The following is a 13,768-nucleotide window of genomic DNA, read 5'->3' as shown; positions in this document are numbered from 1 at the left end:
ACGCCATGACCGACGAGTCGCCCTCGCCCCTGGCCGAGCGTCGAGGTCTCGGCTTGAGCCACGGCAGACGGTTACCGGTCGCGAAGTCGTAGGCGCGCGTGCCTGACTGCAACTGGATCGGGGTGACTCCGCCGGCCTTTTCGCCAGTGATGAAGGCGCTCTCGCGGCCCAGGCGGAGGGGCAGGCCCATCGCCTTCACGAGGTCGTTCTCGTCGGAACCGTCGAAGGTGTCCCATACGTCGTAGGTCGTCAGGCCATCAGAGCCCTTAACGGTGACCTGCTCACAGACGTTGCCGTTCATCTTCACGCCGGTCAGTTCGGCGTTGGTTCGCCAGATTATCTTCCCCTTCTGCTGACCGCTCACAACCGTGCGCTCGGGGTACTTGTTGAGCCACTCGCGGAAGATCGTGTCCGCCGCCTGGGGAGATGGGAAGATCTGGACCCGCCGGGCGTTGTTGGGGTTGTCGTTGTATCCGCAGAGGTCACCGGCTCGAAGGTAGAACTCGTTCTGGTAGCCCCAGAACGACGTCCCACCGATTTCGCGGTCGGTCTGGCTGAGGCCGGTGCCTGCCATCTCGCCGATCTTGTCGTAGGCACCGCACGCGACGACATCCATGCCCATCTCGGCAAGGCGGATCGCGGCGACGCAGGTGGAGGAGCTTAGGCTCCACAGGAACGCAGTCGGGTTCGCCATGGATCAAGCTCCCGAAGCGATGAGGGCGCCGACGGCCTCGATGCGCTTGATGCGCTGGACCTGGCGGATGAACTCGGCGTCCGTGCATCCGGGGCCGGTGAAGGCGCCGGCGAAGGGTGCCGTGCTGTAGTCGGAACTCCCGGCAACGCCGGCGCCCGACATGAGCTTGATCGAACGAGGGACGACGGTTGGATTGGCGCGCGCGAACTCGGTGGAGAATGCCTCGTCGATGAATGTGCGGAACGAGCCGGTCGAGATGCGGCTCAATCCAACCCACTTGCCGAGAGACCCCAGCATAGAGACGCGGTCGGTTTGCGAGCCCGAGCTGAAGCCATGGTCGGTGTTGGTGCGGTTGGGCTGGACGTTGATCAGGTTGGACGCGATCTGCGGATTGGCCCCGCCAAGGGCGGCAGACCCCGCCCTGACGCCGAGAGCATGCGACGAGTCGGTCCAGCCAACGTCCGCCGGCATGTAAGTCGTATCGATGTTCTGGTCTTGGGCATTGCCCACGAGGTTGACGTATGGATTGATGACAATGGGAATGCCACTTGCACCTTCGCGGAAGGTGAAGAGTTTACCGGTGGGATTGCCGATGTTGACGCGGCAGTTTTCCTTCGTGGACCCGATCAAAGCCCACAGCGGAAACTTCGGATAGTCTCCGAGAGCAACGGAGTCGTCGACCTCCTTCTTGATGATGGCCGCATAGCGCGGGTCCATCGGGTCTTTCATGCGGCCTAGGACGATATCGCCCTTCGTGAGAGCGTTCGGCGGAACATTGACCGTCCGGTTGACGCGAATAATGAGCGTCGTGCTGAAAGGGACCGTTGGGGCATCTCCCTCTTTGGCGCGGACTGCGATGCTGCATGAGCCCTGGCCGCCGTTGTGGTTGAGCCAATCGCTCGATTGGATCCAGCTTCCCCCATCTACGAAGGAGGCGGACCCACCGCCCCAGCGGACAGCAAGCTGGCATTGGCTGGCGGCCTGGATTTCAATTTCACCCCGCCGCAGATCGTCCGCAGCCAAGACAATAGTCGACTCGTTGCTGACAACGATACCTCGAATTTCGTGTTGGTATAGTCTGGGGGGAGCCAAGTAAGCCTCCAATTGTGCGAAGGTGTATTTCTTGATGAGCTTTGCGCTGTCATCGAAGATGAAGAGACGATCTTCAGACGCGATGGCGTCGGTCATCTCTGGTGCGCTGGTCAGGCTCTGCGAATTGCGCTCGACGCTGATGACATCAACGGCGCCCGTGCCCTTGCCGCCCACGATCAGATCGATGCGTCGAGTGCCCGCGGGGAGATCGACCGTCCCCAACCCGGCGACGAGCGAGGCACGGAAGGTGTAGGATCTGATCCCCTGGGCGACCGTCAGGGGGTCGGCAGGCAGGCCGACCGTGGCATTCGATGTCCCATCTGCCTTGAAGGACGCGAAGGAGAGGACGGGCGCGTTATCGGCCGACGTCGAGCTATCGACGCCGCGCTTGATGGTGACCTTGAACTCTTCGACCTGAGTGTCGTCGAGAGGGATCTGCGCGATCGGGCGAGCGGACGCGGCGCCGGCAATGCGGAGCGCCGGCCCCATTACCGTGCTGACGATGCTGTAGGCGCCGCCAACCGCCAGGGGGGTAGCGGCCTGAGGCGTTGCCCCTACGTCCGCCGTCCATGTCCGGATGGCCTCACCGGGGCGACCAAAGTACCGCGTGGAGCGAACCGCGTCGCGGTCTGCGGCCAAGCCGCTGAGCAGTGTGGCGTCGATGCCGGTGGCGCCCTCGATGGCCTTAAGGCGAGCCTCGAAGGTCGAGATGCGGGCAGTGATGGCCGCCACGTCCGCGCCGCCGAGCAGGCCGTCCGTGACGTCGTAGACTGCGATGGCCCCGACGTCGGTGGTCTGGCCGTTGCCGTAGATGCGAAGATACGGCACGCCATAACGGGACGTGTCCGGGATCGTGTAGGCGAGGTTGCCCGGCGCGCCAGCCTTGCCGATGAGGATGTCGGCGTAGACGACGCCGTCGGCCTGGACGGGCGTGAAGAGCCCGAGGCGGGCCGTGCTGACCTGCCCGAAGGAAGAACTCAGGTTCTGGATGCGCGCCTCTACCGCGTTCTGGGACGGGTCACTCGGGTTCACCACGCGGACGAAGGCGAAGCGGGCGATGTAGGTCCGGAACGGACGCAGGAAGATCGCCCGGCGCGGCGCGATGTCGATGAAGCCCGGAGTGGCGTCCACGTCCGTGCCGACGATACGCAGAGCTTGGCCCATGTCGTCATTGGTGACGATTGTGCCGCGATCCATGATGGCGCGGCTCTTCGGCTCGCCGGTCATCACGCGGGTGAAGAGGCTTCGGGCGTCGCCGGGCCGGTCGGACGCGCCGCCGACCAGGTCGGCATTCGGCGAGATGAGGGTGACGATGCCGTCGATTCTACCCGACAGCGCGGCATCCGCATTGGTACGAGCGGTGACCTCACTGGCGCGAGCGGTGACCTCACTGTTGAGATCGGTGCGAAGCGATCCTTCGGCCGCCGTCGCGCGGGTCGCCTCGGCGGCGAGGGCCGATTTCTCAGCCTTCTCACCGAAGAGGCGAATGACGGTGTCGACCGAGCCGCCAAGCGCGGCGAGCGCAGTGGAGTCGGCCTTCTGGTCGACCTTGTCGGCTTGCGTGAAGCCAGCATTGATTTTCGCGCGCGCGGCATCGGGGCCGTCCGCGGACGTCACGGGATTTAGGGCCATGCGGTCCTCAAGTTTTTAGGGGTGCGGCGTCAGAAAGCTTCGACGAGGTCGAGCGACAGTCCGGACAGCGGAGACGTGGTCCGCTCGACCATCGCGCTGGACTCTGCGGTCAGGCGCATAAGGCCGACGGGGGCGGCCATTTCGATGGGAGTGCCGGCGGTATAGGCATCGCGCGTCCAGGGACGGATCGTGACGCTGACTTGCCCAGCAATGGGGACACCGGAGAGAGGGTCGACCGGGTCATCTGTGGTGAGCCCGGTGATGATGTGAAGGCGCTCGCCGATCTGGAGATACTGGCCGCGCTTGAGGGCCCCACCCAGATTGCGCTGGATCGTGAGCGCCGTGGAGTTCATCGCCACGTTGGCGGCGAGCGAAAAGGATAAAGCGCCGATCGTGTCGGGGTTCACGCCGATGGCAGCGTCATCGCCGGTGTTGCGGCGGATAAGGGCGGGGGTGAGCGCCGTCCCCGAAAGTGGGTGAATGACCCAAGGGCGACCGCGCCAATCCACCGGGCCAACGAGGAACGGCGTCGCGGGCCCGTCCAGGCTGGCGATGAAGCCATCCGCCTCGAGGTAGTCGTCATCCTCGACGCAGTGAAAGGACATCTTGGCCTCCCAGCGACCGGCCGGGCTGACCACGAATTGCTGCTGGCCGGTGAGAGAAGCCCCGCCTCCGCGGGCGGAGTTGGCGATGCGCCAAGCCTCGGTGAAGCAGCGAAGGCGCGGAGGGATAATCAGCGCCATCAGGTCACCACCGCGATCGTGCCGCCGGAGAGGATCGCGCCTTTGGCCGTGTCGCCGAGGTAGGAAGCCCCGACGTCATCCATGAGATAGATCCGGCCGTCCGCGACCGTGGAGGCAACAGTGGCCGTCAGCGAGACGCAGTACCAATCGGACGAGACCTGTGTGACCTCGGCGACCGCGTTGGTGATGTTGGTGCCAGCGTAGGTCGGCGCCGCAGCCGTCTTGGTGGAAAGCGTGATGATGACGGCGGTTTGCTGAGCGGTGCTGCCGGCGGCATCGAACAGGTTGAGCCGAACGCGGTCGCGGCCAACTGCCTTGACGAAGAACGCGACCTTCACCCGCTGGCCCGACGTGATGGGCACGGGCTGGCGAAGGTAGTGCGAGCCGGTGGCGGCGGTCTCCGCTAGCATGGTCGCCGCGTTGCCGTCCGGCCCAGTGCTCGCCGCTCCCGGCGTGAGGCCAACCTTGATCCAGGCTGCGTTGGCGAAATCGTAGGGCGCCGTCGTCTTGTTGCCGGCCTGCATTGAGTTGATGACGGTCTTCGTCCCATCGGCGACGGGAGAGGCGACACCGGAGGCGTTAAGCGCGCGGAGCCAGTAGTTGCTGAGGCCCAGCGGAGCGACGTCCTCCCAGGTATCGGACTGGTTTGGGCTTTCCGAGACGGCGGGGCCGACGACGGCCGCGTCGGCGAGTACCTTGCCCAATCCGACTGCCCGGAGGAACTGAAGGCTTCGAGCGTTCGTGGAGGGCGACTGCTTGAAGGCGTGGGTAATGGCTGGCGCAGCGCCGGTCTTCAGGGCGACGGAGGTGTAGGTCGGAGCAGAAGGGGCAACGGCATCAGCCGTGGTGGTGAGCGTTCCGGCGGAGACCCATGGCCCTTGTGTCCCGTTGAACGGGGCCTGAAACGCGACCTGAGCCTCGTAGTTCTGACCTTCGTTGACGGGGCGATACGACAGGGACCAAAGGTTCCCCACGTCGCTCATATCGACCCAGCCGGCGGTCCCGCTGCCGACAATGCGGGTCCGGCCGACGAGCTTGAACGTCGTGTTGCTTGGCGGGGCGACCGTCACCTTAACGCCGAGAACCGTGACGTTCCCGTTCGCGGTGAAGCGCTCGATCGCAAACGCAGGACTCACGACGTCTGGCACGATGGTAGGCTGCTTGGTGGCATCTGCCACGGCCGGTGCAACACCCTCTTCAGCCCCAGGCGTCCAGGCATAAGCCTCTGGCCCGAACGATGAGACGCCAATTTTGCAGGTTCCGTCCGCTGCCTCGGTGAAGGAGGTGACGAGGAAAGTGGTGTCGATGCCGAGCTCGGGCAGCACAATCTTGATCGTGCGTTCGCCTAGCGCCAGAAGGCCGTAGAGGTCCGTCGTCAGCGTCAGCTTGTAGGTCGGATTGGCCTTGGCCATCGCGATCTTTGCCAGCCGGCGGGCCTGCGCGTGCGACTGGACCATGGGCAGGGATAGATCCTGCGTCGTGGTCCCGTTCGGAGAAGCGACCTGAGACGCCAGGTCGTCCCATGGGTCGGCTTCAATAACCTGATAGTCGTTTTTGGGGTCGCTGAAGGAGATCTTTAGGCGGTTGAACGCAGCCAGCTTGTCGGCGCCGCCCTCGAAATCGTAGCCGAGGATGTGCTTCTCGGTGATGGTCACGGTCGGCGCGGTCCACTCGCCGCCGCGGACTGCAATACGCCCGTTGGCGCCCTGGTAGATCTCGGCATCACCCGTGGAGAGGATGCGGTTGAGCACCGTACGGCGCTCCTCGGCGCCCATGTCGAAGGTGCCGCCGATGCGGTAGCGCTTCTCGGTGCCGCCGGCCTTGAGCGTAACCGCCTGATCGCAGACGTTGGCGTAGGCGATGAATGTCGGCAGATCGATCCGGCTGTGCGCAAAGCCAAAGCCATACGGGACAGGCTGGCCCGTGACGCTATCGGTCCCCCGAATGGCCGTCAGGTAGTGTAGGAGCGCCAGCGCGACGTTGTCGGAATACTTCCATGTCGCCGGATCGTCCCAATTCTGGGTGGCGTCGCGAGGGTCGTAGACAGGGGCGAGCTCCGCTACCACGTAAAGGGCGGGAGGACCGTTCGGGTAAGCCTTCTGGAAGTTCTTCTCGGCGGTCGGACGCGCGACCATGACGGAATAGAACAGGCCTCGCAGCTTGTGATCGGCCGTCCAGCGGCCCGCGAGGACATCGGTGAGGTATCCCGGCGCGCTGTCGTTGATGCCCTTGTGGGTGTCGATCGAAACGTTCGCCCCCCACGGAGCCGTCAGATTGTCGCCGCTGACCTGTTGCCCCATCGCGGTCGTGTCGTTGAAGCCCGTGGCGTTCTGATCGTTAAGCATCCACTGAACGACGCGATTGACGGGGCCGGCGCAGTGGATCAGCCCGTCGCAGTAGACCCCTCGCCCTGTATCGAACTCGAACTTCGTGCCGCCGAGCTTCGTGGTGCCGTAGCCGTAGAGGAGCGTCGGCATGGCCTGCCGGCTCTGGTACTGCTGGGAGGCAACCTTCTGCGCGGTGTCCGGCGAAAGAAGCGCACTGAGCCCCAGCGCGGCGCCGGCAACGATGACATTGGCCGAGATGAAGGCGGTCGCGGCGATGGCCGTTGACGACAGCGCCGTAGCGGAAAGCGCGGACGTGATAATCGGGATGAGAAGCGCAGGCATCAGACGCTCCACGCCTTGGTGTGCGAGAATGGGGCGACGACGAAGCCGTTCACGCCTTTGACCGCCCAGCCGATCTGGGTCCGGATCGCCAGTGCCTGCCCCTGATCGCTATCGACCACGCCAACGTCCCCAATCTTGGGCTCGGTGGTCTCCACGAAGCCGGCGTCGCGCATCAGGTCAGAAACCATTGCTTCAAACCCGCCCAGGCGCCTGATGTGACGAAGTGCGCCGCGCATGGTCGTGTAGCGGCCTCTCAACGGGGCAGCTGGGTCAATGCCGCGGCACGCAAGCATCCAGTCGGAAGCGGCCAGGCAGCAATCCGAAGTACCCCATGTGAAGGGGGTCGACCCCATCGCGCGCAGATGCTCGGGAAGGCTCAAAACACCGGCCATTGGATCGTCTTCGATGCCATCGCCGCGACCTGCTCACAGCCCCGGTCGCCGGGGTGGAGCCTCTTCTGGTCACGGTCGGAGATGTAGGAGAACGGCGCGAAACCGCGTTGCGTCCAGATGGTCTCCGCCACCAGCTTGATCGTGCGGGTAGGCGAGCCCGGCGGTGCGCTCACCGGCATTCTATCCATGATGCCGGAGAACGTTTGATAGAGGCCGTCCAGCGGAGACCAGTCCTCGTTGAAGTGCTGCAGGTACACCTCGACAAGGCGCCCCTTCACTTCGTCCGAAGCAGACAGAGCTTTCGCAAGAACGGTTGGATCGACGCCCGATAAGGAAAACTCCACCGTCGGCGCGGTCCCGCCGATAGACGACTCGATGTCGCCAATTTGGCCAAGCTGACCGGCGCCGGCCCACATCTGCCCGTCGGCGGTGCGAAGCGTGCCGTGGCCACCCTCCCACAGGCGCAAGCTTTCGGACTTGAAGTCGAAGCGCACTAGGCGCTCACGGCGAACCGTCCGCCCAGCCAGGGCGGCGGCTACCGTTGCAGAGAAGATTGCCATGCTAGATCAGGCCCGCCGACGATCGGCTTCTTTGATTAGACTAGGCAGGCGGTTGGCGAAGTCGCGATTGTTGCGATCGACCACGGCGGCAAGCTGCTCCGGAGTGACCCCAGTCGCAGGAGTCACGTTGTAGGTCGGCGCGTGGTTGACGCTGACCGATCCACCGCCGTTCATGTTCGCTGGCTGGGACATCGCTACGGGGATGCGCTTGCCGTCAGGAAGAGGAACGAAGGCTTCCGGCCCCCTGCCCTCACCGAACAGTGCAAGCTGAGGCGAGTTGGCGATGCCGCCCGTAGCGTAGGAGTGCAGCGGCAGCGGGCCATTGCTGGTCATGATGCCCCCGGTGGCAAAGCCGAACAGGCTGCCAATTCCGCCCTTGGCAACGGAGCCGAAGGCGCTGGAAACGACGCTGTCGATAACCTTGTTGAGGATGCTGTCGGCCAGCCGACCAAGGGCGCTGGCGGCAGCCTGAGCTGCCGTAGCGCCGTGAGCCAAATCCAACGCGAAGCCGCTGAGGGCGGAAGACGCTTGGTTCTTGGCATCGACGAGTTCATTCGTCTCTTTGACGTCTGCGATCATGCGCTGCGCGTCAGGTGAGGTGGTATCGCCGATCCGCGAACGGGCCTGAGCGTAGGCGTTCTGATCCGAGGCTGAGCGGCCCAGCTGCTCGCGATTGAACTGGTTGTCGGCAGAGAACTGGACCATCTTCGCCGATTGGCCGAACTCGACGGTTTTCTTGATGAGGTCGCCGTAAGCGATGCTGGCGGCCTGTTGGGCGGGAACGCCCTGATTCAGAAGCTCGGTGTATTTCGCCTGCTGGGCCTGTGCTAGTTCGAGAGCCTGCCCGTTTTTGCCGTAGAATTTCTGCAGATCCTCAAGGCTTTTCCCGGCGTCGCGCTGAGCGCGATCCAGGGAGTCATAGGATTTGACCATCTGCTCGGCGCCTGGACGAGCCGTAGTGATCGCCGGGATATAATCTCGGGTCTCTTTCCGGAGCACGCTCGGGTCAAACCCGCTGTCACGGTAACGCTCAGCGGTCTTTGGGCCAGCGTTGTAGCCGACGAGGGCAAGGGTCTCATTGCCGTTGAACTGCTTGAGGAGCTGCGCCATTAGCTCGCCCTGCTTCATGATTGATTGGATAGGGTCGAACGGATTGGTCAACCCGATACCGCGAGCGGTGGGGTCCATAAACTGAGCAATGCCCTTAGCTTTTGCCGATGAAACAGCATTCGGATTGAAGCCGCTTTCGCGAAACCCCTGCGAGACCAAAAGATCAGCGTTCACCCCGGACGCCAGAGACGACTGATAGTAGGCATCCCGGTACTGTGCGGGGGCGTCAGCGAGGCTCTTTGAGTACCGGCCGCTGCCATTCGCCCCGGCGTCGAGGACGGTCCTCGACTGGAGCGTCTGAAGTTCCGTAACTCGCACCTGCTCAATCGACTGAGCGGCCTTGAGGTACGCCTCAGAAGCAGCGTTGTTGCCGGCATCTCGAAGGGCGTTCAAATCCTTGACGCGAGCGTCCTCGTTGATATCGGCCGCGGACTTGGCGGTCGGCGAGAAGCCAACCGTGCGCTGATCGAACTTGGCTCGCGCAATGGCGTCAGCAAACTGCGCTCCGCCTGCAGCCATGTCAGACGCAAGCTGCTTAGCCTGAATGAGTAGCCCGTCCATGGTCCGGCGAGAATTGCCTGCAGGGTCCAGAACGCCTTCGGCCAGGCCTTTCTTGATGTTAGCAGCCCCCTCCTCAAGCCTTTTAAGCTGCTCGGAGGCGGGATTGAGCCCCTTCACCAGCCCGTCGATTTCAAGACCGCGGAGACCCAAGCCGCTTTTCTTGTTCGCCGCGGCCGCCTTATCAATCTCGGCCTGGACCTTCGCGATGTCGGCTTTGATGGTGTCGATATCGAAGCCGATGATGCTGTCGAAGAGGCCGCCGGCAGTGCCCATGCGGGACTGCCGGGCGCCCAACTGCCCCTGCAGCGTCTTCAGCCGCGCCTCAGCGTCGTCCATGCCGAAGCCGCGCGAGATGAACCCGCCGATCGCGTTGAACTCGTTCGAGGAGTTCTTGGAGAACTCGGCCCACCCGCGCGCGAAAAAGCCGAGCTTCGACTCTGCGTTGGCCGTGGCCGAAGCCACTCCCTCCATGAGGAGCTTTTGAGCGCCGAGACGATTGCCCGACGCCTGCATGGTCTGGATGCTCTCCAGCATCTCGGCGTTGAGGAAACCGAGCTTCTTATTGAGATCCAGCGCCCCACGCGCAGGATCTGCAAACGCTTCGGCCAGCGAGGTCGAGGCTTCGGCCGCATCGGTCCCGGTCATCATCGCGTAGTCGCGGGACTGCTTGATGAGCCCGCTGTACATCTCCGTGCCAATGAGACCCGTTGAGGCGAACGTGCCGGCCATTTGGCGCGCCGAAGCGACCGAGACGCCTGCGGCTGCAGCTGCGGCCGGCGCTAGGGCGTTGATCTGCCCTACGGTCGCGCCGGATGCCCGCCCGACACCGCCCAGGCTCTTTTCGATCTCGCGCTGCGATGATGCGTAGGACATGAGCGCAGCGACACCTGTGCCAACGACGGCGGTCACCACGCCGATGGCAGCGCCTACAGGTCCGATGCGCCCGAGGAACCCGCTCACAGCGTCCTTGGCTTGATCAAAAGCCCCGCGAACGCTCGCGCCACCCTCCCCACCAAACACCTGCGCGATCTGTGGCCCCTGCTGAAACGCCACCTGCGTTAGGCTGGAGCCGCTACCAAGCGACGAAAGAATATCGCTACCCTGATAGGCCAAGTTCTGAACTTGATCGGAGCGGAGTCGCCCATTTTGGTTCGCTGCGGCTGGCGGCGCCATGCCGAGGCTACCGAGCTTGCGGCTAGCCTCAAGGCTCTGAAAGGTCGATCGCCCCTGCTCTCCGAGATCGCGCCAAGCGTCGCGCTGCGACTTCGCCGCAGCCGCAGCGCTGCCGGCTACGCTGCTGTAGCGAGCCTGAAGTTGCCCTAGGGTGCGATCGTACTGCGAAACGTCCACCACGCCTTGCTGAAAGGCGCGGTCAAGCGTGCGGGTCTGCCTCTCAAGCTGCTGCTGAGCGCGATAGTTCAGATCGACCGAAGCGCGCACCTTATCGTAGGCCGCAGCCGCCGACAGTTGCCGGCGTGAGGCGGTCTCCGTTACGGTCGCCGTCTGCTCGCTCGCCTGCGCGACGCGCTGTTGCGCGGAGACAAGCCCGTCGAGGTCGGAGCGAACCTTATCGGCTCCTTCCGACACCTGACGGATCGTCACCGTGCGCAGGGTGTTGAGTGCTGGCATGCGCCTACCCGAAATACAACATGACAATTCTAGGGAACAGGAATCAAAGAATTGAAGCTGCTATTTGTCGCTATTACTTTGTCTCTGGCCTCCCCTGCATTCGCAGAGGGCCTCCCGACTGACGATCCTACTTTGAAGCCATACCAGTATACTGTAGCGCAGTACGTCAATCGCTGCGCTCAAGACGCTTCAAATGTCGAAAGGTCAAGTTGCCTCTATGATAGATATAAAGAGATACTTAAGAAGATTAATATTGAGTACAAAAAGGCGCTAATTGATGCCGATGACGTCGGAGGTGTCGGGGAGATAAACGGGAAACCTGCATCTACAATTGCAAAGCTTAACCGCATCGAAGTGATGAGGACACAAGCTGCGTGGAAATCATATCTAGATGCTCGCTGTGGCACGATGGGAGCCAGCGCCGAGAGAAATGGAGCGAATGGCGCAGGCCCCGCAGTTGAGATGGCGCAGTGCTACATCCGCCTGACCGTCGCTCGATTAAACGAGCTAACAAAATAGTCCGGCCCAACGCTTCGCCCGCGAAAACTTGGGCTGGATTGTGGCCAGCGCGCTACATCTTTGAGATGCAGGAGGCCCGATGAATGCAAACCGCCTCATCGGGATATCGTCATGTTCGCGCGCGCATCCGCTCTCGTCGCTATTTCACTCACGCTCGCCGGGTGTTCCGGCGTCAGCTACGTCCTCGAAAACTACAAGGATATCGAGGTGAAGGAGGTGCTCGTCGAAGGGGATGACACCTACCGCGTGTTCGACAAGCCCGCGACCGGCAAGATGATGGTGACGTCGAGCCTCAGCGCGGCCGCTGGCCAGGGCGCGATTAAGGGGCTCACCCTCTACGCCGTAGATGCAGCGCCGCCCAAGCCCCGTTTCCAGAAGGCCGCGGAGACCTATCTCATGAACACCGGCCGCGACGGCTGCCGCATCCTCGACGGCTACCTGCTCATCAATCCGCAATGGGAGTTTGTCTACGACTGTTCCAAGCCGGCGGTCGCATCGGCAAAGAAGCCGCGCCGCGGATAGACCCTACTCCTCAACCTTCTTCGCGTGCCGTCGAAGCAGGCCGCGAATGCCGGCCAGATCTGTCATCGGGGTCTGGTTGGTAAGTTCGCGCGGGGCTCGTAGGCCCAGGTACTCGCTATCCATCGCCCGGATCACGCCGAGGAACCAAGCGAAGTCGTCGGGCTCCACGATGGAGTGGCGCTGGGCGAACTGGTGAATGGCGGCGGAAGGAATTCGCCCCTCGGCTCCGAAGCCGAGATGTCGATCAGTCGTCAGCTCCCAGAAGGCGTGCCAGAAGAACTGGAGGCCCGTGTCGATCAGAGGGCGGTCAAGATAGCCCTCTGGCAGCTCCCTGCCCTCACGCTCCAACCGCGCGAGGTGCTTTGCCTTTGGCGCCCAATCAAGGTGCCACCTCAGGCACTCGCAGAGTTTCCCACTGCGCCCTCGACGCGATCGACCTCGACTTCGTTCACGACATTCGCAGCCCAAGCCACAGCGTCACGGAACGGGAGAAGGTTCGGATCTGCGAGGAAGGCGGCAGCTCGCTCGCGCGAGTAGGTGATGGGGGCGCCCTCGTCGTCGGTGAGGCCGTCCCAATCGATCAGGATGGCCTCAGCCATGCACCGGGACATGATAGCGTCGAGCACGGCCGGCTTGATGCGGCCGCCGGCGCGACCATCGAGACGGTCCTCACGAGAGACCTTCGACTGCTCGCGAGCGATGGCCGCCTGATAGTCCGTATTGCCGAAGCCGCGGACCTTCACGCGCAGATCGCCCATGCCGGGCATGCCCGAAATCCAATCACCGCGTTCTGCGCGTGCCGCGTCGATCTTCAGGCTGGTCAGTTTCATGGGTCACCGAGAAAGAGGGAGGGAGGCGGGGAGCAACGCGCTGGGTTAGGTCCCCGTGGTCGCCGGGACGGTCGTGATGGGAGAGTCGATATCGAGGGGGTAAGCTACCCTAATCACGTTGTCGGCGTTGCCGACGTTCCGGCGGTTCGACATCACAAGCGCCCGGAAATATTCGATCGTGTCGGTGCCGGTCGGGTTCGGGCGATCCGGGTAGACCACCTTGAAGGCGTATTTGAAATTCGTGGCCTGAGCGGCCTCCAGGGCGATCTGCCCGGGGTCGGTCGGGTCACGACCAATGGTCAGCGCCAGCGTGCCGGCGTTCCGCGAGCCCTTGGCCTTGCGAACGCGGGCATCGTTGAGCGCCGTGAAGTTCACGGAAGCCGCCTCGTCGCCGAACTCTCCCAGGGTCTCAACGAGGCCGATCTCCGTGTAGGTCAGGGCCGCATATTCGGAGGCCGTGTCCGTAGCAGAGGTGGTGACCGGGCCGATGAAAACCTTGGCACCGCTCGCGGTGGTGATGTCGCCCATGGTGTGCTCCTAAAAGTCAGGCCGCGGCGGGCCGGGATCGGTGGAGAGGCCCGCAGCGGCGGGATTAGGAACGGTTGGCGATCTCGGCGGCGGCCTTCTGCAGCGCCTTGCTCGCGTTGATCGTGATGGCGCCAGCCGCGCGGTAGGCGCCGAGCTTCGGGTCGTCCGACTTCACGTCGATGGCCTTGGTCTCGCCGGCCTTCACGGAGTCGGTCTGCGCAGCGCCGTCCCTGACGCCCACGACGAAGTCGATGGTCTGACGGGTGTTGTTGGTGATGTTCGGCATG

General features: G+C 63.5%; 13 protein-coding genes. 2 read left to right on the top strand and 11 right to left on the bottom strand.

Annotated elements, in window-relative coordinates:
- From FPV16_RS23870 to FPV16_RS23840, 7 genes are all read right to left on the bottom strand, one after another.
- The coding region (locus FPV16_RS23870; protein WP_227441022.1) for an FAD-dependent oxidoreductase at positions 1-694 on the bottom strand (694 nt) is incomplete at its 3' end.
- 3 nt (positions 695-697) lie between these two features.
- Entirely contained in the window at positions 698-3,418 is a 2,721-nt protein-coding gene (locus FPV16_RS23865) for a hypothetical protein (protein WP_227441021.1), read from the bottom strand.
- Between the two features lie 29 nt (positions 3,419-3,447).
- Positions 3,448-4,161 (bottom strand): hypothetical protein, encoded by a 714-nt coding sequence (locus FPV16_RS23860; protein ID WP_227441020.1) that lies wholly within the window; start codon positions 4,159-4,161, stop codon positions 3,448-3,450.
- A complete protein-coding gene (locus tag FPV16_RS23855) occupies positions 4,161-6,830 on the bottom strand; it encodes a phage head spike fiber domain-containing protein (RefSeq protein ID WP_227441019.1) in 2,670 nt (889 codons plus the stop codon). Before FPV16_RS23855 ends, FPV16_RS23860 begins: the two co-directional genes overlap by 1 nt.
- Entirely contained in the window at positions 6,830-7,222 is a 393-nt protein-coding gene (locus FPV16_RS23850; RefSeq protein WP_227441018.1) for a DUF6950 family protein, read from the bottom strand. The genes FPV16_RS23855 and FPV16_RS23850 overlap by 1 nt, the downstream gene beginning before the upstream one ends.
- Positions 7,207-7,716, bottom strand: a complete 510-nt coding sequence (locus FPV16_RS23845) for a hypothetical protein (RefSeq protein ID WP_227441017.1) — start codon at positions 7,714-7,716, stop codon at positions 7,207-7,209. The genes FPV16_RS23850 and FPV16_RS23845 overlap by 16 nt, the downstream gene beginning before the upstream one ends.
- 72 nt (positions 7,717-7,788) lie before the next feature.
- The gene (locus FPV16_RS23840; protein ID WP_227441016.1) at positions 7,789-11,082 is read right to left on the bottom strand and encodes a phage tail length tape measure family protein; all 3,294 of its coding nucleotides are present in this window, start codon (positions 11,080-11,082) and stop codon (positions 7,789-7,791) included.
- Positions 11,083-11,133: 51 nt separating this feature from the next.
- Here FPV16_RS23840 and FPV16_RS23835 point away from each other — a divergent pair, with 51 nt between their 5' ends.
- Positions 11,134-11,601 (top strand): lysozyme inhibitor LprI family protein, encoded by a 468-nt coding sequence (locus FPV16_RS23835; RefSeq protein ID WP_227441015.1) that lies wholly within the window; start codon positions 11,134-11,136, stop codon positions 11,599-11,601.
- A 111-nt stretch (positions 11,602-11,712) separates the two neighbouring features.
- Entirely contained in the window at positions 11,713-12,123 is a 411-nt protein-coding gene (locus FPV16_RS23830) for a hypothetical protein (RefSeq protein WP_227441014.1), read from the top strand.
- Positions 12,124-12,126: 3 nt separating this feature from the next.
- On the opposite strand, the gene FPV16_RS23825 is transcribed toward FPV16_RS23830, so the two are convergent.
- The 4 genes from FPV16_RS23825 to FPV16_RS23810 all read right to left on the bottom strand — a co-directional run bounded on the left by FPV16_RS23825 (position 12,127) and on the right by FPV16_RS23810 (position 13,767).
- The gene (locus tag FPV16_RS23825; RefSeq protein ID WP_227441013.1) at positions 12,127-12,471 is read right to left on the bottom strand and encodes a hypothetical protein; all 345 of its coding nucleotides are present in this window, start codon (positions 12,469-12,471) and stop codon (positions 12,127-12,129) included.
- Positions 12,472-12,515: 44 nt separating this feature from the next.
- Positions 12,516-12,953, bottom strand: coding sequence for a hypothetical protein (locus tag FPV16_RS23820; protein ID WP_227441012.1), 438 nt, complete (start codon positions 12,951-12,953; stop codon positions 12,516-12,518).
- A gap of 45 nt (positions 12,954-12,998) precedes the next feature.
- On the bottom strand, positions 12,999-13,481 hold the full coding sequence (locus tag FPV16_RS23815) for a phage tail protein (RefSeq protein ID WP_227441011.1): 483 nt from the start codon (positions 13,479-13,481) through the stop codon (positions 12,999-13,001).
- 64 nt (positions 13,482-13,545) lie between these two features.
- Entirely contained in the window at positions 13,546-13,767 is a 222-nt protein-coding gene (locus FPV16_RS23810) for a hypothetical protein (protein WP_227441010.1), read from the bottom strand.
- Position 13,768 lies beyond the last annotated feature (1 nt).

The organism is Methylobacterium sp. W2 (assembly GCF_020662345.1).
GTDB lineage: Bacteria > Pseudomonadota > Alphaproteobacteria > Rhizobiales > Beijerinckiaceae > Methylobacterium.
Note: the sequence above shows the minus strand (reverse complement) of the source record. Positions and strands in the feature narration are given on the sequence as shown.

Coding starts and splice junctions, on each gene's coding strand:
- FPV16_RS23865 (WP_227441021.1), bottom strand. CDS start 3,418: ATGGCCCTAAATCCCGTGACGTCCGCGGACGGCCCCGATGCCGCGCGC.
- FPV16_RS23860 (WP_227441020.1), bottom strand. CDS start 4,161: ATGGCGCTGATTATCCCTCCGCGCCTTCGCTGCTTCACCGAGGCTTGG.
- FPV16_RS23855 (WP_227441019.1), bottom strand. CDS start 6,830: ATGCCTGCGCTTCTCATCCCGATTATCACGTCCGCGCTTTCCGCTACG.
- FPV16_RS23850 (WP_227441018.1), bottom strand. CDS start 7,222: ATGGCCGGTGTTTTGAGCCTTCCCGAGCATCTGCGCGCGATGGGGTCG.
- FPV16_RS23840 (WP_227441016.1), bottom strand. CDS start 11,082: ATGCCAGCACTCAACACCCTGCGCACGGTGACGATCCGTCAGGTGTCG.
- FPV16_RS23830 (WP_227441014.1), top strand. CDS start 11,713: ATGTTCGCGCGCGCATCCGCTCTCGTCGCTATTTCACTCACGCTCGCC.
- FPV16_RS23820 (WP_227441012.1), bottom strand. CDS start 12,953: ATGAAACTGACCAGCCTGAAGATCGACGCGGCACGCGCAGAACGCGGT.
- FPV16_RS23815 (WP_227441011.1), bottom strand. CDS start 13,481: ATGGGCGACATCACCACCGCGAGCGGTGCCAAGGTTTTCATCGGCCCG.
- FPV16_RS23810 (WP_227441010.1), bottom strand. CDS start 13,767: ATGCCGAACATCACCAACAACACCCGTCAGACCATCGACTTCGTCGTG.